2 protein-coding genes (1 of these 2 running past the window's edge) are annotated in these 23,475 nt (G+C 65.6%); both read right to left on the bottom strand.

Going from position 1 to position 23,475, the window contains the following annotated elements:
- Positions 1 to 7,283 carry the 5' portion of a non-ribosomal peptide synthase/polyketide synthase gene (locus ABEG21_RS18270; protein ID WP_347556843.1) on the bottom strand. The gene continues 8,215 nt to the left of window position 1, outside the view, so only the first 7,283 of its 15,498 coding nucleotides appear in the window; the start codon lies at positions 7,281 to 7,283; its stop codon lies beyond the left edge, outside the window.
- Complete coding sequence (locus ABEG21_RS18265) at positions 7,273 to 23,475, bottom strand: non-ribosomal peptide synthase/polyketide synthase (protein WP_347558045.1); 16,203 nt, start codon at positions 23,473 to 23,475, stop codon at positions 7,273 to 7,275. The genes ABEG21_RS18270 and ABEG21_RS18265 overlap by 11 nt, the downstream gene beginning before the upstream one ends.

The following is a 23,475-nucleotide window of genomic DNA, read 5'->3' as shown; positions in this document are numbered from 1 at the left end:
TGCGCCCCGGGCTCGGCAAGCGCCAGCCCGGCGCCGCTTACCAAGGGCCAGAAGAACTCCCAGACCGATACATCAAAGCTGAACGGCGTCTTCTGCAGCACCACGTCGTGCGCATCGAGACGGTAGGCGGCTTGCATCCAGGCCAGGCGGTTCGTCAATGCGCTGTGCCGGTTCGCGGCGCCTTTCGGACGTCCGGTGGAGCCCGACGTGTAGATCACATAGGCGACGTTGTCGCCGTGCACGCCGACCGAGGGCGCGTCCACGGGCTCCTGCGAGACGTCGATCGTATCGAGATCCAGCAGCGTCACGGCGTCGGACAGCGGCAGACGGGCGCGGATCCATGACTGCGTCAACAGCAGACGGATGCGGCTGTCGTCGAGCATGTAGGCCAGCCGTTCCTGCGGATACTCGGGATCCAGCGGGACATACGCGCCACCGGCCTTCAGGATGGCAAGAAGACCGACGACCATCTCGACCGACCGCTCCACGGCGATGCCGACGCCGACCTCGGGGCCGACACCGAGCGCGACGAGTCGATGCGCCAGCTGATTCGCCCGCGCATCCAGCTCGCCATAACTGAGGCGCGTCTCCCCGTAGCGCACGGCGAGTCGTTCCGGATGCGTCCGTGCTGCAAGCGCTATGCGCGCGTGAACCGGCATGGCATCCGGATAAGGTTCGGGGCATGTCCCTTGGGCCAGCAACGCGTCCCGCTCCCGCTCGGACAACAACGTGACATCCGAGAGGACTTGCGCCGAGGCGTCGGTCAAGGCCGCCAACATCGACACGTAATGCCGCCCGAACTGCACCATCGTCGCGGCATCGAACAGCGTCTCTGCATAGGTCAGGCTGGCCGACATGGCGCCGGTGACGCTTTCCGTCGTCGTCAGCGTCAGTTCGCACTGCGCCATCCCCGTCAGCGGCGGCAGCCATGCCACCGTCATACCGGGCAAGGCATTCAGGACCCGGTCATCCTCGCGAAGATGGTTGAACATGACCTGGAACAGCGGTGTATGGCTCAAGCTACGCTCCGGCTGCAACGCGTCGACCAATACGTCGAACGGCAGATCCGCGTGCGCCTGCGCATCGCGGACGGTGGCCTTCATGTCGTCAAGCAGCGCGGTCAAAGGCATGCGATCGTGCAAGTGCGCACGCAGGACCTGCATGTTCACGAACAGGCCGACCACGCCTGCCGTCTCCGGCCGATCTCGATTGGCAACGGGCGACCCGACGCGAATATCGGTCTGTCCCGTATAGCGGTGCAGCAACATCGTAAACGCGGTGAGCAGCACGACAAACGGCGTCGTACCGTGCACGCCCGCGGTGCGACGCACCGCCTCCGCGATCGAGGGCGGCAGCGCGACCGGCAGCGTGCTTGCCGGGTACTGCGCGATCGCCTGCCGCGGATGGTCCGACGGCAGCGCCAATACCGGATGATCGTCACCCAGCGTCTCGCGCCAATACGCCAGTTGCCGCTCGCGCTCGCCGGCCTCCAGCCAGTCGCGCTGCCACAGCGCATAGTCCGCGTACTGCACCGGCAAGACCGGCAGCGACAGGGCCTCGCCCATCACGGTCGCGCGATAGGCGGCGACGAATTCCTCCAGCAATACCTCGACCGACCAGCCATCGGACACGATGTGATGCATCGATACCGCGAGCACGTGCTCGTCCGGCTGCACACGGATCAACGCCACGCGCAACAGCGGCCCCGATGTCAGGTCGAACGGCTCGCCTGCCAGCGCGGCGCCGATCCGTTCCCGCACCGCCTGCCCGTCTTGCCGGTCCGACGCGCCAACAACGGCATCGACGGCATCGACGTGACGCCAGTCGAAACGTGCATCGACGCCGATCACCTGTACCGCCTGGCCGCTGGCGTCGGCCTCGAACGTCGTGCGCAGGCTCTCGTGGCGCGCCACCAGTGCAGCGAAGCTCGCCCGCACCGCCTGCGCGTCCACCACGCCTTGCAGGCGTAACGCGCCCGCCATGTGATACGCCGTGCTCTCGGGCTGCAAATGCCAGAGGAACCAAAGGCGCTGCTGCGCATACGACAGCGGCAGGCGCTGTCGATCGCGCGACGCGCACGGCCGCAATGGCGGCACGCCACTGCCCGATGCACCGGCCAACGCCAGCGCAAGCGCGGCCACCGTCTGCGCATCGAAGAGTTGTCGGGGGGTGAATTGCAAGCCCACGTCATGCGCGCGGGCGACCGCCTTCAGGCTGAGAATCGAGTCGCCACCGAGCGCGAAGAAGTTGTCGTCGCGACCGATGCGCTCGACGCCCAACAGGTCCTGCCAGATCCGCGCCAGCGCCCCTTCCACGTCGCCGCGTGGCGCTGCATAGGCTTGCGCCGTCTGTATCGGCGCAGGCACCGGCAAGGCTTTGCGGTCCACTTTCCCACTGGGCGTCAGCGGCAGTCGGTCGAGCACGACGATCGCGCCCGGCACCATATAGTCGGGCAGCAAAGCGGCGAGCGCGACGCGCAGCGCCTCCGGTGTCGGCATCTGATCCGGCTGCGCCGTGACATAGCCCACCAATCGCGTCCCGCCCGCGACGTCCTGCGCCACGACCACGGCCTCGCGAACCGCGGGATGCGCCAGCAACTGCGCCTCGACTTCGCCCAACTCGATCCGGAAGCCGCGAATCTTCACTTGATGGTCGATTCGGCCGAGATACTCCAATACACCGTCGGCACGCCAGCGCACCAGATCCCCGGTGCGATACAGGCGACCGCCCTCGCCGTCGAAGGGATCCGGGACAAACCGTTCCGCGGTCAGCGCGGAACGGTTCAGATAGCCACGTGCGACACCCGGTCCGCCGATGCACAACTCGCCCGACACGCCGCGCGGCGCCAGTTCGCCGCGCGCATCGAGCACATAGACCCGCCGGCCGGGGAGCGCGCGTCCGATCGGCACGCGACCGTCGTGCGCGTGCGATGCGAGCATCGCTGCACAGTCGAACAGCGTCGACGACACCGTCGTCTCCGTCGGTCCATAGGTGTTGAGCAGCGTCACGTGCTGCAGCCCGGCCGCACGCCAGGCCTTCACACCTTCGAGCGCCATCGCCTCACCGCCCGCGATGGCCAGCCGCAGCGCGCCGTAGTCGCGTGGACCGGCCGCGGCGAAGTCCTGGGCGAGCAGATGCCAGTAGGCCGTCGTGACGTCGATGATGCTGATTCGATGCGCGTGCAGCTTCTGGTAGAGCGTCTTGCTGTCCCAGAGATCTTCGCCCCGGAGCACCATCGCCGCGCCGACCGACAAGGTCGGATACATTTCCTCGACGAATCCATCGAAGCTGAACGTTGCAAACTGCAGCACGCGATCGGCGGCCGTCATCCGACAGAAATCGATCGTCGCGGACGTATGGATCGCGAGCGCGCGCTGCGAAATGCCCACGCCCTTCGGTTTTCCCGTCGATCCCGACGTGTAGATCACATAGGCGAGACTGTCCGGATGCACGGCAACGCTCGGATTCCCCACCGGCTCGGCGGACAGATCGACGCGGTCGATTTCAATGACCGAGGACACGTGTGCGGCGGGAACGCGATCGCGTACGTGCGACTGCGTCAGCAGCAAGTCGACGCGACTATCCTCCAGCATGTAGGCGAGCCGGTCACGCGGATAGGACGGATCCAGCGGAACATAAGCGCCACCGGCCTTCAGGATCGCGAGCAGACCGACGATCATATCGATCGAGCGCTCGACCGCAATGCCCACGCGCACATCCTGACCGACGCCCATCTGGATCAGCCGATGCGCCAACTGATTGGCGCGTGCATTCAAGGCCTCATACCGAAGCGCGCCTGTCCCCTCGATGACCGCTATCGCGTCGGGATCGCGCGCGGCACGCTGCGCGATGGCGTCGATGACCAGCGGCGGCGCGTTATCGGCGGCCATGCTTCCCGACCATGACAGCAGGAGGCTGCGTTCGCTATCGCCGTCCGATAGCGCATCCGCCACGCGGCGATCGGTATCGGCGGCAAAGGCGGCGAGCAAGGCGCGGTAGCGCGCGGCGATGCCGTCGATCGTCTGCGGTGCGAACAGATCGGCTGCATAGGTAAAGGTGCCGGACACCTGACCGTCGGCTGCCTCGTAGGTATCGAGCGTCAGTTCGAACGGCACCGTTTGATCCGGCACCCTGAAACGATGCGCGGTAACGCCTGCCATCGCCTGCACGACGCCGTCGATGGCGGGCTGATGCCCGTACATCACGTCGAACAACGGCGCCCCCGCGGCTCCGCGTTCCGGCCGCAGCGCATCGACCAACAGGTCGAAGGGCAGATCCTGCTTATCTTGCGCGCCGAGCACGGCAGTACGCATCACATGAAGCGCCTCGCTCAGCGACGCGTGCGGCGCGATCTGGCATCGCACGACCTGCGTATTGACGCAGAAACCCACCAACTCGCGCAGCGCGCTTCGCGCACGGCCATCCAGCGGCACGCCGATGCGAATATCGCTTTCCCCTGTATAGGCATACAGCGCGAGCGCGAATGCCGCGATCGACACCGTGAAGAAGGTCAAGCCCTGTTCGCGCTCGACTTGCCGCAGCGCGTCGCGCAGTTCGTCGGGAATCGCAAACGGCAGATGGCCGGCGGGATGGTCCGTCGCCGGAGTCCGTGCCTGATCGACCGGAAGCACCAGCGGCACATAGGGCGGCGTGAGCTGCGCGCGCCAGTACTGCAGCTGCGCCGTCTTCTCGGCGGTCTCGACCCATCGACGTTGCCAATGCGCATAGTCCGGATAACGCAGCAGCGGCGGCGCGAACCGCTGTGCTTCGCCCTCGCTGGCCACGCCATAGCGGCGCGCCAGCTCGTCGAGCAGCAGATCGACTGACCACCCATCGGCGACGACGTGGTGCATCGCGAGCACGATGCGGCTGTCGGTCTCGCCCACGCGGATTATCGCGGCACGCCATAACGGCCCCGCGACCAGATCGAACGGCGTGCCCACGAAGGTGTGCAGTAACGCGTCCACGCGGTCGGCGCAATGCCGCGCGTCGATCTCGGCGATCGCGATCGGCGCGGGCGCCTGCACGATTTGCACGACGTCCGCCGCCTCGTCCGCCGCGAAGGTCGTGCGCAATGCGCCGTGCTGTCTGGCAAGCGCGTCGAGGGCGACGTGCAACGCGGCGATATCGACGACGCCATGGACCGCGAGGCCACCGGCCATATGATAGGCATTGCTAAGCCGGTCCATCTGCCACAGGAACCAAAAGCGCCGTTGCCCCAATGACGCCGGATAGCGTCCGATGTCGTCACTCGCGGCGACGATCGTCTCGGTCCGGTATGACTCGCCCGCTGCGATCCGCGCGGCAATCACGGCAGCGCAACGGCGCAGTACCGGCGCGGCAAAGAGATCGGCCATCTCGAAACGCAGTTGCCAGCGCTCTCGGATACGCGCGGTCAGTTGCGTTGCGCGCAGTGAACTGCCGCCGAGCGAGAAGAAGTGGGCGTCGGCCGTGGCGACCGTGCGTTCGAGGACGTCGGACCATAGCGTCGCCAGCTCGGTCTCCAGCGCGTCGAGCGGCACATCGGCCGCGTCACCCTGCGCCGCTGGCGCGCCATCGACAAACTGGCCCGCTTCATAGATCGCATAGGCGTCGAGGTCGCGTTGCTGCCATCGCTGGGCCGTGGCAGCGCGTTGAAGCTTGCCGCTCGACGTCTTCGGCAGCGCGCCCGGCTGCAGCAGCACGGCCAGCGACAACGGCTCGCCGCACGCGACGCTGACGGCTTCGTTCAAGGCATCGACGAGTGCTTGGGGCGGCACCAGCTTCTGCGTGCTGCGCGACACCTCGACCGCCACGCCGATCCCTTCGCGTCCGGCCAGCGTGACACCGAAGGCGGCGACCCGCCCCTTGCGCACGACGTCCACCTCGGCTTCGATAATCCGCTCGATGTCCTGCGGGTACAGGTTTTGCCCGCGCACGATGATCATATCCTTGCGACGCCCCACGACATACAAGCCGCCGTCGTGGCGGAAGCCCAGATCGCCGGTGCGCAGCCAACGCACGCCGTCGTGCTCGACGAATGTCTCGTTGCTGGCGGTCGCGTTTTGCCAATAGCCGTGCGCGATGCTCGGCCCGCTGACCCAGATCTCGCCCGAATCGCCGTCGGGCAACGTCGCGCGGCTGTCGGGATCGACGATCTGGATGTCGTGGGCAAAGGCCGCGCGACCGCACTGCACGAGTCGGGCGCCTTGCGCATCGGCGCGCGCACGACCGGCACGCAAGTCCGCTTCCGCAAAGGCCGCGCTCACCAGCCCGACACCGCGCGTGCCGCCGCTGACGAAGAGCGTCGCTTCGGCCAGGCCGTAGCAGGGATAGCGTGCATCGGCGTCGAAGCCTGCCGCCGCGAAGCGTTCGGCAAAGTCCTCTTGCGTGTCATGCCGGACCGGTTCCGAGCCGCAAAACGCGACGCGCCAGCTCGACAGATCGAGCCCGCCGATTTGCGTATCCCGTACTCGCTCACAGCACAGGCGGTACGCGAAATCCGGACCGCCCGAGATCGTGCCGCGATGACGCGCGATCGCTTCGAGCCAGCGCACCGGGCGTTCGAGAAAGAACTGCGGCGACATCAGCACCAGCGGGATGCCGCTATGGATCGGCTGCAACAGTGAGCCGATCAGCCCCATGTCGTGATACAGCGGCAGCCAACTGACAAACACGTCCTCGGTCGTGACGCCGAGGCCTGCTTTGATCGCGTTCTCGTTCGCAAAGATATTCGCATGCGAGACCATCACGCCCTTCGGCGCCGCCGTCGAGCCGGACGTGTACTGAAGAAACGCGATATCGTCGCCGCCGCCAATGACGCGCGGCGCGACCTGCATGTCGCCGAGGCCGGGATCGGCACAGACGCGATCGATCACGACGATGGCCGCGCCCGGCGCGATGGCGGCAAGCGCGTCGGCATGCTTCTCATCGATATCGCCGGTGGTCAGCACGTAGGCGGCATCGCAATCCTGCGCGATGCCACGCAGCCGCGCGAGGTGCTGTTCGCGCGCCGACTCCGGCGGATAGACCGGTACCGCGATCACGCCGGCATAGAGGCAGCCGAAAAATGCCGCGACGTAATCGATGCCACTGTCGGCAAGCAATAGCGCACGCCGGCCCACCGCGTCGTGCGCGACGAACCAGGATGCGATGCATCGCGCGCGACGTTCGAGGTCGGCATAGTCATGGCGGGTATCGCCATCGGCAGACACCGTGATGATCGCCGTCGCATCGGGATGCGTCGCGGCCAGTTCGCCGAGTCGGCATGCCACATTCGACGGTTGAGGGGTTTCAAGCAGCATGACTGACCTTGCTATTCAGGGAGGAAAGAAGCGTCCGCAGTTCCCGCACGAAATCGGCGTGGTGCGGAAGTCCCATATGATCGGCATCGACGAAGGCCGACAGCCGAACCGCGCCATCGATGTAGTGTGACCAGTCGGATTGGCGTTCGGAGACCAGAGGCGTCCCTTCGAAGGCGATGCGACGTGCCCACCAATGCGTCAAGGGCACCTGCAGCGATTTGCGCTGGCCCTGCCGCACGATCGACGTGAAATACTCGTTCATCAGCGCGGCGGTCCGCAGCAATTCGAGCGCATCGCCCTCGGGCAGGAAATCGGTCCATTTCTGCGCTTCCAGCAGGAATTTGCGGAACCCTTCCAGTTCGTCGTCACTGAGGCGGCGCGGCAGGATCGCCCGGGCGGCGATGGCACCATCCCTGGCCTCGACGATCTCGTGCGGGGCCGCCGAATCGAGCAGCCCGAGGAAATGCACCGCTTGCCCGTCCTGTTCGAGCAGATGCGCCACCTCTGCCGCCAGAACGCCGCCAAGCGACCAGCCCAGTAAATGATAGGGACCGTCGGGCTGCACTTGCCGGATGCGCGCGACATAGTCGGCGGCGAGGTCGGGCAGCGTTTCCGGCCACCAGGTTTTGTCGGTGTAATACGGCGCCTGAATGCCGTAGACGGTGGCCGACCCTTCGAGGGCCATGGCAAACGTGCGATATTCGGCAACCAGACCGTACAGCGGATGGATCGCGAACAGATTGATCGACGCCTCGCCGGACGTCATCCGGATGATGTTTGCCGGCAGATCGCGCGAGGCCGTCATGGCCTCGATCAGCGAACGAATCGTCGGATGCGTGAAGAGCTGTTCGAGCTGAAGCGCATCGAAGCCTTCGGCGCGGGCATATTGCACGAGTTTGAGCGCGCGCAGTGAATCGCCGCCGGCTTCGAAGAAGTTGTCGGTGACACCGATGTCGTCTCGGCCCAGCACCGCGCGCCAGATCGTCAGCAACCGCGTCTCGGCCGGCGTGCGAGCCGCCACCGGCTCCCGGCTCGCCCCCGCCTCCGGCTCGGGCAACGCGCGACGATCCACCTTGCCGTTCTGCATCACCGGCAAGCGCTCCAGCACCACGAACGCGCTCGGCACCATATAAGCGGGCAGCTTGCCTTCCAATCCCGCGCGTAGCGCCGCGACGTCGATTGCGCCCGCGCCCGCGGCACCCGACACATAGCCCACCAAACGACGACCCTCGCCCTCGCCGCGCAGTTCCACTGCCGCCTGCCCCACCCCCGGCACCTGCCGCAGCACCGACTCGATCTCCCCCAACTCGATACGGAAGCCGCGCAGCTTCACCTGCTGGTCGATCCGACCCAGGAAATCGATCGTCCCGTCTTCCCGGCGGCGGCACAGATCCCCCGAGCGATACAGCCGCGATCCCGCCGCACCGAACGGGTTCGGGATGAACTGCTGCGCGCTCAAGCCCGGGCGTCCCAGATAGCCTCGCGCCAGCGTCTCGCCGCCGATGCACAACTCACCGAGCCCGCCCAGCGGCACTTCATTGCCCGACGCGTCCAGCACATAGACATTGCGCGAAGCATAGGGCTTGCCAATCGAGACGATCGCCTGCGTCACGTCCTCGGCCGTCGTGCGCCGATACATGCACGCCACCGTCGTCTCCGTCGGGCCGTACAGATTGTCCAGCTGGATATGCGTGAGCGGGCCTTCGCGCCACTGCCGCAGCGCATCGCCCGGCAATCCTTCGCCGCCCACGGTGATCTGACGCAGCGCCGCAAGCCGCGAGGCCGCCGGTGGCTCGCGCAGCCACTGTTGCCAGTAGGCCGTCGGAATACGCGAGAACGTCACGCCTTCCTCGGCCAGATGGCGGCTCATCGTCTCCAGATCCCAGGGCTGCGCTCCACGCATCTCTACTTGCCCGCCACACATCAACGCCGGCAGCATCTCGTGCAGCGACACGTCGAAGTTGATCGTCGAGGACTGCAACTGCTTGTCCTGTGCGCTGATCCCGTACGTCTCCAGGAAGTCCGCCAGGTGCAAGGCCAACGCGCGCTGGCTGATCGCCACGCCCTTCGGACGCCCGGTCGAACCCGACGTGTAGATGACATACGCCAATTGCTCCGGATGGATCGGCACCTCGAACGGTGCTGTCGCCGGCGCGGAAGAGGAGGTCGCAACCGCCGCCTCTTCCACCACGATCACCTCACGCCCCTGCAGCAGCGTCTGACGCGCCTGGGCCGTCTCGGCATCGGCCAGCACGCAGCCCACGCCCGCATCCTCGATCATGTAGGCAAGCCGGTCCTCCGGATACTCCGGATCCAGCGGCACGAAGGCCGCACCGGACTTCATCACGCCCAGCAACGCCGCCACCAGCCCCACCGAGCGCGTCATGCAAATGCCGATGCGCACATCGGCGCGCGCCCCGTGCTGCAGCAAGCGTTGCGCGATCGCGGTCGACCAGGCGTCCAGTTGCCCGTAGTTCAGGCGCACGCCCTCGCAGTGCAGCGCCGGCGCCAGCGGCTCGCGCCGCGCCTGTGCCGCGAACCGTCGAACCGCCGGTTCGTACGCCCGGCGTGGCGGTTCGTGCTGGAACCGCTGATCCACGCCCAAGCGCAACTGCCCCAAGGCGATATCGGGCTGCGCACCAATCTGCTCCAGCAACTCGACATAGTGATCCAGCATGCGCTGCACCACCGCCTCGTCGAAGAGATCGCGGGCATACGTCAACGACACCGACAACGTATCGCTCTCCACCACGTTCAACACCAGATCGAAACGCGCCGTCTCCGTCCCCGCCGAGATCGACGACACGGTCAAGCCGGGCAGCGTCAGCGCCGCGCGCTCGGCCACGACGTGGTTGAACATCGCCTGGAACAGCGGCGTGTGGCTCAAGCTCCGTTGCGGTTGCAGCACTTCCACCAGTCGTGCAAAAGGCACGTCCTGGTGTGCTTGCGCCGCGACGACTTGCTCGCGTACATAGGCCAACAAAGCGCCGAAATCACGGAGGTCCGTCAGATCGGTGCGGATCACCAAGGTGTTCACGAAGAAGCCGATCAGCGCCTCGATTTCCGCACGATCGCGACCGGCAGCGGGAACGCCCACCCGAATGTCCTGCTGACCGCTGTAACGCGAAAGCAAGACGTTGTAGGCGGCGAGCAGTGTCATAAACATCGTCGCGCCCCGTGCGCGCGAGACTTGCCGCAGCGCTTGGGACTGTTGCACCGTGAGATCGCGCGTCACGCGCCCGCCGTCAGCGGTACGTAAACCGGTGCGTTTGCGCGAGACCGGCAACTCCAGTATCGGATGCTCGGTGCCCAGTTGCTCGCGCCAATACGCGAGCTGCGCATCGAGCCGTGCCGGGTCAAGCCGCTCACGTTGCCAGGCGGCAAAGTCGCCGTATTGCACCGGCAGCGGCGGCAATGCACCAATCACGCCGTCCTGCAGCGACGCATAGTTTCGGACGAACTCACGCGTCAGAATCCCGAGCGACCAGGCATCGGAGACGATGTGATGCATCGCGAAGTGCAGAACATGTTCCTCGTCCGACATTCTCACCAGCGACACCCGCAGCAACGGACCGCGCTCGAGATCGAACGGCGCCCGCGACAGCGTCGATAGCAGTGCGGCCAGGGACGTCTCGCGTTCGGACAGAGCGAGCGACGACAAATCGTGCTCATGCCAGTCGAAGCGATCGTTCGAGACGATCTGACTGACGCCATCCACGCCTTCCTCGAAGCGCGTCTGCAAGATTTGATGACGGGCATGGATGATCGCGAAGGCACGCCGGACATTGCTGCTATCGATCGCGCCATGCAAGCGCGTCGCGCCGGTCGTGTTATAGGCCGCGCTGCTCGGGTCCAGACGCCACAGGAACCAGAGACGCTCCTGTGCGTGCGACAACGGCGCGCGCGCGTGATCCCCTATGCGACGCACCGGCCCATCGAACACACCGCGCTCGGATCCGTCCTCCACCGTCGCGGCCATGATCGCGGCCAGTTCGTGAAGGGCCGGCTGCGCGAAAACCGCCTGCAAAGGCAATTCGCGGCGGCACGCTTTCCGAATGCGCGACACCAGCCGGATTGCAAGGATCGAGTCGCCACCGAGTTCGAAGAAGTTATCGTCACGTCCAACACGCGCGACGCCGAGCACGTCCTGCCAGATCTGCGCCAACGCCTGCTCCACCGCACCGCGTGGTGCGTCGTAGCGGCGACCCGCATACTCCGGCGACGGCAGCGCCTTGCGATCGACCTTCCCGTTCGGGCTTAGCGGCAACGCCGCCAACACCACTATCACCGACGGCACCATATGGTCCGGCAGTTGCCGTCCCAGCGCCTCGCGCAGTGTGCCGACGTCGATGGTCACGTCCGGCTTGGCCGTCACATAAGCGACCAGACGCGTGCCTCCCGCTCCTTCCTGCGCCGTCACCACCGTTTCGGCAACCTCGCCTTGCGCCAGCAATTGCGCCTCGACCTCTCCCAACTCGATGCGGAAGCCCCGGATCTTCACCTGATGATCGATCCGACCGAGATAGTCCAAGGCGCCAGCGTCGTTCCACCGCACCAAATCGCCGGTGCGGTACAAGCGTGCCCCGCCCGCGTCGAACGGATCCGGCACGAATCGCTCCGCGCTCAGCCCGGCACGTTTCAGATAGCCGCGCGCCAGTTGCACGCCGCCCAAATACAGCTCGCCCGCCGCGCCGTGCGGCGCCAGATTCATCGCCCCATCCAGCACATAGGTGCGCACGTTCGCAATTGGGCGACCGATCGGCACGCTCTGCGCGCCCGCTTCGCACGTCCAGTGCGTCACGTCGATCGCCGCCTCCGTCGGGCCGTACAAGTTGTACACGCTCGCTCGCGGCAATAAGGCCAGCGTCCGGTTCGCCAGATCCGCCGGCAACGCTTCGCCGCTGCACACGATGCGCTTGAGCGAGGTACACGTGTCCACGCCCTCGTGTGCCACGAAGGCCTGCAGCATCGACGGCACGAAATGCAGCGTCGTTACGCCGTGGGTATTGATCGCATCGACCAGACGCTGCGGATCGCGGTGTGCGCCCGGCTCGGCGATTGCCAGCGTCGCCCCTGTCATCAGCGGCCAGAAGAACTCCCACACCGATACGTCGAAGCTGAACGGCGTCTTCTGCAGCACGCAGTCACGCTCATCGAGCCCATACGCCGACTGCATCCATGCCAGCCGATTCGACAAGGCGTCGTGATGGTTCGCCGCGCCCTTCGGGCGACCCGTCGAGCCCGAGGTGTAAATCACGTAGGCCAAGTTCTCGCCGCGCACCCGAATCGGCAGCGCCGTGCTTGGCTCCTCACGCACGTCCACCTTGTCCAATTCGAGAATCGGCAAGCCGTCTGGCACCGGCAAGTCCGCGCGCAGCCACGATTGCGTCAACAGCAGCGCCACCCCACTGTCCTCCAACATATACGCCAGACGCTCGCGCGGGTACTCGGGATCCATCGGTACATAGGCGCCGCCGGCCTTCAGAATCGCCAGCAATCCCACCACCATCTCGATCGAGCGCTCCACCGCGATACCGACGCGCACCTCGGCACCCACGCCCCGCTTCACTAAACGATGCGCCAGACGGTTCGCCGCCGCATCGAGCGCGTCATAGCGCAGCGTCGTCTCGCCATACATCAGCGCGATCCGGTCTGGATACGCCTGCGCCATCTCGGCAATGCGATCGTGCACCGTTGTCCGGTCTTTATACGGCTGGAGATCGGGATTCAGACGCAACAGCGCCGTCACTTCCTCGGCGACCGGAAGCACGACGTCACCGAGCCGCGCGACACGTGCCGACGCGAACGCCGACAGCACATTGCGCAGTTGTTCCGCGATCCGTTCGACCGCGTCTTTGCTGAACGATGCATGCGCAAAGCCGAATCGCATCCCCAGCGTCTCGCGTTGGAGAATCGCCAGCGTCAGCGGATAGTTGGTCTCTTCGCGGTTGGCGATCTCGCCGAACGTCAATCCGCCGGGCGCCGCCTGCTTCAACGCGGCATCCACCGGATAGTTCTCGTAGACCACCAAGGTATCGAACAAGGCTTGCCCGTTCGATCCGGCCCATCGTTGGATCTCGTTGAGCGGCGTATGCTCGTGCTCGCGCATCGAGAGCCCTTGCGCCTGGACATCGCGCAACCATTCGCCGGGCGCCCGATCCGATCGCGGCGCCACCACCACCGGCAGCGTATTGATGAACAAGCCCAGCAATTGCTGCGCGCCGGCCAACGCTTCCGGCCGACCCGACACCGTCGCACCGAACGCCACCGCCTCCTGCCCGGTATAGCGCTGCAACAGCAGCGCCCATGCACCCTGGATCACCGTGCTCACGGTCACGCGCTGCGCGCGCGCCCATTCGGTCAGCTGCCGCGTCAATGCCGCATCCAGTTGTAGCCGGTATTCGCCATAGCCGGATGCCGCTGCCGGCGAGGCATAAGACAAGGCGCCAGACAGCAAGGTCGCCCCGTCGAGCGGGCGAAGCTGTTCGCGCCAGAATGCTTCGTCTGCCTTGGCATCGCGCCGCTGCAGCCAATCGATGTAGTCGCGGTAACGTCCCCGCTGCGACGACAGGCCCGCGCCTGCGTAATGGGAAAGCACATCGCCCAGCAGTTGCGACACGCTCCATCCGTCGAGCAGCGCATGATGATGCGTCCAGATCAGCGTATGTCGCTGCACGCCCGTGCGTACCAGCGTCAAACGCATCAACGGGCTGCGCGTCACGTCGAACCCCTTGGCCTGCTCTGCTTGCGCCAACGCCTCCAACGCCGCTTCCGGCTGCGGCACATCGCGCCAATCCAATGCCACAAACGGGATCTCGGCGGCGTTCGACACCCATTGCAACCAGCCGTCGCCATGCTGCACGAAGGCGGTACGCAACACGGCTTCGCGCGCCACCACGGCGGCCCATGCCGCATGGAAGCGCGTCACGTCGAGTCCGTCCACCGCCACGCGCAGTTGGCTGACATAGGCGCTGTCTTGCGGGGCATAAAGCGTATGGAACAACATCCCCGACTGCATCGGCGTGAGCGGATAGAGATCGTCCAACTGCGCCGCCGGCAAGCCCAGCGCATCGAGTTCCACCTGATTCAGCGTAACGAGCGGAAAGTCCGAAGGCGTGACACCGCGTGCGCCACCGGTGCAATGCGCGATCACGTGCGCCAGTTCCGTTTGCAAGCGGCCGGCGAGTGCATCGATCGATTCTTGTCGATGACGCGCGCCACTGAAGCGGATCGTGAAATCCAGCCTGCCGTCATAGACGCGGCCATTGACCGACAATGCATGGCTCGCAACGGCGCCGGTATCCACCGTCACACCCGAGGATTCCTGCGCGGGCCGCCATGTGCTTGCGCCGTCGAATCCGGCATCGAACTGTCCGAGATAGTTGAATAGCACCTGAGACGGCGCCGCCGCCGCGAGTTGCCGCTGAGTGTCCGGTTCGCCCGCATAGCGCAGCAATCCAAAACCCAGACCCCGCCCCGGGATCGCGCGTAACGACTCCTTGACGGCGCGAATCGCGTCATCGAGCGCGCCCGACGGTTTCAACGTGATCGGATAAATAGTCGTAAACCAGCCGAGCGTGGCGCTGACATCCAGACCGTCCTCGATCTCCTCGCGACCGTGTCCTTCCAGATCGATGCGAATACTGTCGCGGCCGCTCCACGTGCATAAGGCCCGGCCGAGTGCCGTCAGCAGCAGGTCGTTCACCTGCGTCCGATACGCGGCCGGTGCTTCGTGCAGCAACGCGCGGGTCTGTTCACGCGTCAGGGAAACGGCGACGGACGCCGCATTGTCGAGCGTCTGTGAACCGTCGGGATCGTCCACCGGGATCTCCGCCGGCGTCCGCAGGATGTCGCGCCAATAGTCGCGCTCGCGCTCGCACGTTGCCGCATGGGCGACAAGCGCTTTCGACCAACGGCCAAAGGACGCGCCGCGACGCGGCCATTCCGGCGACCGGCCGCTGCAAAACTGCGTGTAGGCATGCTGCAGGTCTTCCAACAACACCCGCCAGGACACGCCATCGATCGCCAGGTGATGAATCACCAGGAGCAGGCGTGCGCTGCCATCGGCAACGCGCATCGACACGGCGCGCAACAGCGGGCCGGTTTCGATATTCAGACTGCGCTGTGCCGCGTCGCACAGTGCTTCGATCGCCGACGCATCGGCCACATCCCGCGTCCACAGATCAAGCGATGCCGGAGTGAGGGGCGCATACGTTTGGCGCCATTGCCCCTCGTCGCCTTGCTGAAACTGCAAACGCAACGCACCGTGCCGATCGATCAATGCCTGCAACGCCCGCGTCAGCGCCGCCGAATCCAAATGGGCGGGGGCTTCGAGCAATACGGCCTGATTCCAATGATGCCGATTTGGAATGGCTTGTTCGAAGAACATGCGCTGGACCGGCAGCAGCGGCACGTCGCCGACCGCATCGTCGACCATCGGTTCCGCGAGATCGACATGGCGCGCGCCGACACCGAGCGCGGCCACGGTCTGCTGCTCGAACAGCTGGCGTGCACTGAACTGCCAGCCCGCCCGGCGCGCACGCGCCACGATCTGCAAACTGAGGATGGAGTCGCCACCGAGTTCGAAGAAGTTATCGTCACGTCCAACACGCGCGACGCCGAGCACGTCCTGCCAGATCTGCGCCAACGCCTGCTCCACCGCACCGCGTGGTGCGTCGTAGCGGCGACCCGCATACTCCGGCGACGGTAGCGCCTTGCGATCGACCTTCCCGTTCGGGCTCAGCGGCAACGCCGCCAACACCACTATCACCGACGGCACCATATGGTCCGGCAGTTGCCGTCCCAGCGCCTCGCGCAGTGTGCCGACGTCGATGGTCACGTCCGGCTTGGCCGTCACATAAGCGACCAGACGCGTGCCTCCCGCTCCTTCCTGCGCCGTCACCACCGTTTCGGCAACCTCGCCTTGCGCCAGCAGTTGCGCCTCGACCTCGCCCAATTCGATGCGGAAGCCCCGGATCTTCACCTGATGATCGATCCGACCGAGATAGTCCAAGGCGCCAGCGTCGTTCCACCGTACCAAGTCACCGGTGCGGTACAAGCGTGCCCCGCCCGCGTCGAACGGATCCGGCACGAATCGCTCCGCGCTCAGCCCGGCGCGTTTCAGATAGCCGCGCGCCAGTTGCACACCGCCCAAATACAGCTCGCCCGCCGCGCCGTGCGGCGCCAGATTCATCGCCCCATCCAGCACATAGGTACGCACGTTCGCGATGGGGCGACCGATCGGCACGCTCTGCGCGCCTGCTTCGCACGTCCAGTGCGTCACGTCGATCGCCGCCTCCGTCGGGCCGTACAAGTTGTACACGCTCGCTCGCGGCAATAAGGCCAGCGTCCGGTTCGCCAGATCCGCCGGCAACGCTTCGCCGCTGCACACGATGCGCTTGAGCGAGGTACACGTGTCCACGCCCTCGTGCGCCACGAAGGCCTGCAGCATCGACGGCACGAAATGCAGCGTTGTTACGCCATGGGTATTGATGGCATCGACTAAGCGTTGCGGATCGCGGTGTGCGCCCGGCTCGGCGATTGCCAGCGTCGCCCCTGTCATCAGCGGCCAGAAGAACTCCCACACCGATACGTCGAAGCTGAACGGCGTCTTCTGCAGCACGCAGTCACGCTCATCGAGCGCATACGCCGACTGCATCCATGCCAGCCGATTCGACAAGGCGTCATGGTGGTTCGCCGCACCCTTTGGGCGGCCCGTCGAGCCCGAGGTGTAAATCACGTAGGCCAAGTTCTCGCCGCGCACTCGGATCGGCGGCGCGGTGCTTGGCTCCTCACGCACGTCCACCTTGTCCAATTCGAGGATCGGCAAGCCCTCCGGCACCGGCAAGTCCGCGCGCAGCCACGATTGCGTCAACAGCAGCGCCACCCCACTGTCCTCCAACATATAGGCCAGACGCTCGCGCGGGTACTCGGGATCCATCGGCACATAAGCGCCGCCGGCCTTCAGAATCGCCAGCAGCCCCACCACCATCTCGATCGAGCGCTCCACCGCGATACCGACGCGCACCTCGGCACCCACGCCCCGCTTCACCAGACGATGCGCCAGACGGTTCGCCGCCGCATCGAGCGCGTCATAGCGCAGCGTCGTCTCGCCATACATCAGCGCGATCCGATCCGGATGCGACCGCGCCATCTCGGCAATGCGATCGTGCAACGGCATCGCGTCGACGACCGTTTCGGCGCCTGTTCCCAACGCCAGCCATCGGCGACTATGCTGATCATCCTGAAGCGATACGTTGCCTAATGTGCCATCTGCGTCATCGCACAGCGCACCGAGTACCTGCGTCATCGCGGCAGCCAGCGCGGCGATCGCGTGATCGGTGAAGCTAGCGCGCTCATATCGATACTGAAGAACCATCTGCTCCGACAGCGTCGCAATGATGCTCAACGGATAGTTGGTTTGCTCGCGTGCCAGACGCATCTCGAATGCCAGGCCGGCCGGCGCGGCTTCCTTCAATGCGGCGTCCACCGGATAGTTTTCGTAGACGAGCAAGGTATCGAACAGGCCATGGCCGCCGACGCCGGCCCATCGATGGACCTCACTGAGGGGCGTATGTTCATGCTCGCGCATCGCCAGGCCTTGCGCCTGCACCTCGCCCAACCAGTCGGCAACCGTCTGGTCCGCACGCGGCGTCAGCACGACCGGCAAAGTATTGATAAACAAACCGAGGAGCTGCTGCGCGCCCGCCAGATCCGCAGGTCGGCCCGACACCGTCGTACCGAACACGACCGTGCCTTGGCCGGTGTAACGCTGGAGCAGCAAGGCCCATGCACCTTGCACGACCGTATTGAGCGTGACCTGCGTCGAGCGCGCCAACGCGACCAGACGTTGCGTCAACGGCACGCCAAGCGCCAGCCGATGCTCGTCCTGACCGGAGGCGGCCTGTTGCTGGCCATACGGCAAGGCACCAGATAGCAAGGTTGGCGCTTCGACGTGCGTCAGGCGCTCTCGCCAATAGGCCGCGTCGACCTTCGCGTCGCGGCGCGCCAGCCAGGCGATGTAATCACGATAGCGACCGGCGTGGACTGGCACGGCAGCCCCCTCGTACTCTGCCAGAACTTCGCCCAGCAGTTGCGACACACTCCATCCGTCGAGCAACACGTGATGATCGGTCCAGACCAGATCGTGATGGCCATCCGGTCTGCGGAAAACGTTGAAGCGCATCAGCGGCGGCTGGGTCAGATCGAATCCGCGCGCCACGTCGGCGACCATCCACTCGGTCAGCGCGTCCTCGTAGCGCTCCCCTTTGCCGTACCAGTCATGCACGTCGTAGGGCACGCGAACATCGCGGTAGACGAGCTGAACGATCTGGCCGCCATGTTTCCACTCGAACGCCGTCGCCAGGCTTTCATGCCGTGCAAGGGCGGCGTTCCATGCGTTCTGCATGCGCCCGTGATCCACGTTGCCGCGCACCGTCCACCGCTTCTGGTTCACATACACGCCCGAGCGCGGACCATCTTGCACGGCATGGAAAACCACGCCCTGCTGCACCGGCGAAGCCGCATAGATATCGCTGACCCGCGTCAGATCCGGCGCGAGCAGCGCGTATTCGGGCTGCGCGAGTTGCGCCAACGGAAAATCCGAGGCGGTAGCGCCGCTCTCGGCGACACGACAATGGGCGATCAGCGCATGGAGGCGGGTCTCGAAATCCCTGGCCAGGGCGGTGACGACGTCGTGATGCAATTCGCCTTCACGGTACTTCCAACTGATCGACAGACGACCCTCGACGATCATGGCGTTGAGGTCCAGCGCCATATCGGCCGGCTCATTGGCGGCCAGGGCCGGGCCGCTCGATTCGCTGGCAAAACTAAAACGGCCTCCGGTATCGAGGCTCTGATCGAATTGACCCAGGTAGTTAAAGCCAATTCGCGGCGACGGCAAGGTGTCCAGCCGATGCCGCAGCCAGCCATAGCCGATGCCATGCGGACGGAAGCGACGCAAGGTTTCCTTCGCCTCACAAATCGCCTGCGCGGGATCCGCGTGCGCCGACAGCCATACCGGGAATTGCGTCGTAAACCAGCCGACCGTGCGGCTGACGTCGATGGCGTCGTGATCCGGCAGCGCGCGACCATGGGCTTCCAAGCTCACCAGAAGACCCGGCGTCTCGCTCCACGCTGCCACGGCCTGCGTCAACGCGGCAAGCAGCACGTCTTCCACGCCGGCACGCCATGCTCGGGGCGCGCCGCGCAGCAACGCATCTGTCGCCTCGCGATCGAGTTCGATCTCGATCGCCGTCGCGGCCCATGTCGCGGGGGCGGCAATGGGGGCGAGCGGCAAATCGGCGCGCGCCGCCGTCAGTGCCTCGCGCCACCATGCGAGATCGGTTTCCAGTGCACCGCTCCGCGCCCAGGCATCTTGTTCGGCGACCCAATTTCCCCATGGCATCGACGCTTCTTGCGCAACGGTATCGCCCGTGGCCAGCGCTTCATAGGTCGATTGGAGCGTTTCGAGCAGAATCCGCCACGACACCCCGTCGACCACCAGATGATGCGCGATTAGCAGCAATCGGGACGTCTGCTGCATCTCGAAATAACCCACGCGGAATAGCGGTCCCTGTTCGAGATGCAGGCTTTTCTGCAGTCTTGTGGCGTGCTGCAATAGCGCGTCCGACCCTTCCGACCGATCGCGCAAATCGATGTACTCCAGCACCGGTTGCGTTTCTTGCGGGGCGACCCGTTGGTGCCAGCGTCCCTCGGCATCCCGCTGAAAGCGCAGCCGCAGCGCATCGAAGTTTTCCGAAAGCGCCGATAGCGCGGACCGCAATATCGTGCGATCGAGCTGCCCTTCGACGTTCAGTAGCACCGCCTGATTCCAATGGGACTCGCCGAGCGGAAAGCGCTCGAAGAACGATTGTTGAATCGGCGTCAGCGGCAATGCGTCGTGAATCTCGGCGAAGCCGACCGACTCGCCATCCTGAACGTCGGCGATGGCCGCAAGCGAGACGACGGTCGGGTGTTCGAACACCTGTCGCGGCGTCAGTTTCAGGCCGACGTCCTTGGCGCGCGCGATGATCTGCAAACTCAGAATCGAATCGCCGCCGGCTTCGAAGAAGTTGTCGGTGACACCGATGTCGTCTCGGCCCAGCACCGCGCGCCAGATCGTCAGCAACCGCGTCTCGGCCGGCGTGCGAGCCGCCACCGGCTCCCGGCTCGCCCCCGCCTCCGGCTCGGGCAACGCGCGACGATCCACCTTGCCGTTCTGCATCACCGGCAAGCGCTCCAGCACCACGAACGCGCTCGGCACCATATAAGCGGGCAGCTTGCCTTCCAATCCCGCGCGTAGCGCCGCGACGTCGATTGCGCCCGCGCCCGCGGCACCCGACACATAGCCCACCAAACGACGACCCTCGCCCTCGCCGCGCAGTTCCACTGCCGCCTGCCCCACCCCCGGCACCTGCCGCAGCACCGACTCGATCTCCCCCAACTCGATACGGAAGCCGCGCAGCTTCACCTGCTGGTCGATCCGACCCAGGAAATCGATCGTCCCGTCTTCCCGGCGGCGGCACAGATCCCCCGAGCGATACAGCCGCGATCCCGCCGCACCGAACGGGTTCGGGATGAACTGCTGCGCGCTCAAGCCCGGGCGTCCCAGATAGCCGCGCGCCAGCGTCTCGCCGCCAATGCACAGCTCACCGAGCCCGCCCAGCGGCACTTCATTGCCCGACGCGTCCAGCACATAGACATTGCGCGAAGCATAGGGCTTGCCAATCGAGACGATCGCCTGCGTCACGTCCTCGGCCGTCGTGCGCCGATACATGCACGCCACCGTCGTCTCCGTCGGGCCGTACAGATTGTCCAGCTGGATATGCGCGAGCGGGCCTTCGCGCCACTGCCGCAGCGCATCGCCCGGCAATCCTTCGCCGCCCACGGTGATCTGACGCAGCGCCGCAAGCCGCGAGGCCGCCGGTGGCTCGCGCAGCCACTGTTGCCAGTAGGCCGTCGGAATACGCGAGAACGTCACGCCTTCCTCGGCCAGATGGCGGCTCATCGTCTCCAGATCCCAGGGCTGCGCTCCACGCATCTCTACTTGCCCGCCACACATCAACGCCGGCAGCATCTCGTGCAGCGACACGTCGAAGTTGATCGTCGAGGACTGCAACTGCTTGTCCTGTGCGCTGATCCCGTACGTCTCCAGGAAGTCCGCCAGGTGCAAGGCCAACGCGCGCTGGCTGATCGCCACGCCCTTCGGACGCCCGGTCGAGCCCGACGTGTAGATGACATACGCCAATTGCTCCGGATGGATCGGCACCTCGATCGGTGCTGTCGCCGGCGCGGAAGAGGAGGTCGCAACCGCCGCCTCTTCCACCACGATCACCTCACGCCCCTGCAGCAGCGTCTGCCGCGCCTGGGCCGTCTCGGCATCGGCCAGCACGCAGCCCACGCCCGCATCCTCGATCATGTAGGCAAGCCGGTCCTCCGGATACTCCGGATCCAGCGGCACGAAGGCCGCACCGGACTTCATCACGCCCAGCAACGCCGCCACCAGCCCCACCGAGCGCGTCATGCAAATGCCGATGCGCACATCGGCGCGCGCCCCATGCTGCAGCAAGCGTTGCGCGATCGCGGTCGACCAGGCGTCCAGTTGCCCGTAGTTCAGGCGCACGCCCTCGCAGTGCAGCGCCGGCGCCAGCGGCTCGCGCCGCGCCTGTGCCGCGAACCGTCGAACCGCCGGTTCGTACGCCCGGCGTGGCGGTTCGTGCTGGAACCGCTGGTCCACGCCCAAGCGCAACTGCCCCAAGGCGATATCGGGCTGCGCACCAATCTGCTCCAGCAACTCGACATAGTGATCCAGCATGCGCTGCACCACCGCCTCGTCGAAGAGATCGCGGGCATACGTCAACGACACCGACAACGTATCGCTCTCCACCACGTTCAACACCAGATCGAAACGCGCCGTCTCCGTCCCCGCCGAGATCGGCTCGATCGTCAGACCGGGCAGCGTCGCATCGCCGGGCCCGGCGGCGGCATAATTAAACATCGCTTGAAACAACGGCGTATGGCTCAAGCTCCGTTGCGGCTGCAGCGCCTCGACCAATCGCGCGAACGGCACATCCTGATGCTCCTGTGCCTCGACCATGCGCTCGCGCACCTGCGCGAGCAATTCGTCGAAGCGCCGCACGCCCTCCAATTCGGCACGGATCACAAGGGTATTGACGAAAAAGCCGATCAGCCGCTCGACTTCGGGCCGATCGCGTCCTGCCACCGGGACGCCGATGCGAATGTCCTGCTGACGGCTGTAACGCGCCAGCAAGACGTTATACGTCGCGAGCAGGGTCATGAACAACGTCGCGCCTTGCCCACGCGACAGCGTGCGGAGTGCCTGCGTCAGCGGCGTCGACAAGGTGCGGATAAGTCGGCCGCCCTCGCTGCGTCGCAAACCCGTTCGCTTGCGCGCCACCGGGAGATCCAGCACCGGATGCTCGGTGCCGAGGCGCGTTCGCCAATACGCCAATTGCGTATCGAGACGCGCCACGTCGAGCCATTCGCGTTGCCAGGCAGCATAATCGACGTACTGCACCGCAGGTACCGCCGACGCTGCCGTCGTCCCCGATTGCAGTCGTATATAGTGCCGCGCGAAGCCCTGTGTCAGCACATCGAGCGACCAGGCATCGGAGACGATGTGGTGCGTCGCGAAGTGCAGCACATGCGCTTGCGCCGATAGACGCAGCAATGTCACGCGGAGAAGCGGACCGTGCGCGAGGTCGAACGGCGCGCGCGACAGCGCCGCCAGCCGTTCGTGCAACACCGATTCGCGCTCGGCCGACGGGATCGCCCGCAGATCGTTCTCATGCCAGGAATACGCATCCTGTCCGATCGTCTGACGCGGCACGCCATCGCGTTCGATGAACCGCGCCTTCAAAATTTCGTGATCGGCGCCGAGTGCCTGCAGCGCTCCCTGAACGAGACCCGGATCGAGCACGCCGAGCAAGCGGACGGCACTCGCCAGGTTATATCCGGGGGCGTCTGGTTCGAGACACCATAGAAACCACAGCCGCTCTTGGGCGTAGGACAGCGGAAAATCGGTGCCGCGTGCCGCGAACGGAAGGATCGGGAGCTGCTGCCCCGACATCCCTTTGTCCCAGAGTCGCTGCCGAAAAATGCGCCGTTTTTCTTCGGGCAACGCCGCGTAGGCGGCAGAAATGGCAAGCGATTCGCTGGCTCTATTACTCAT

The sequence above is a fragment of the Robbsia sp. KACC 23696 genome, from assembly GCF_039852015.1.
Classification (GTDB): domain Bacteria; phylum Pseudomonadota; class Gammaproteobacteria; order Burkholderiales; family Burkholderiaceae; genus Robbsia.
The sequence above is the reverse complement of the archived record's forward strand: the minus strand, read 5'-3'. Positions and strand labels throughout refer to the sequence as shown.

What these genes read in the sequence shown, in the direction of transcription:
- ABEG21_RS18265 (WP_347558045.1), bottom strand. Translation starts at nt 23,475, where the DNA reads ATGAGTAATAGAGCCAGCGAATCGCTTGCCATTTCTGCCGCCTACGCG.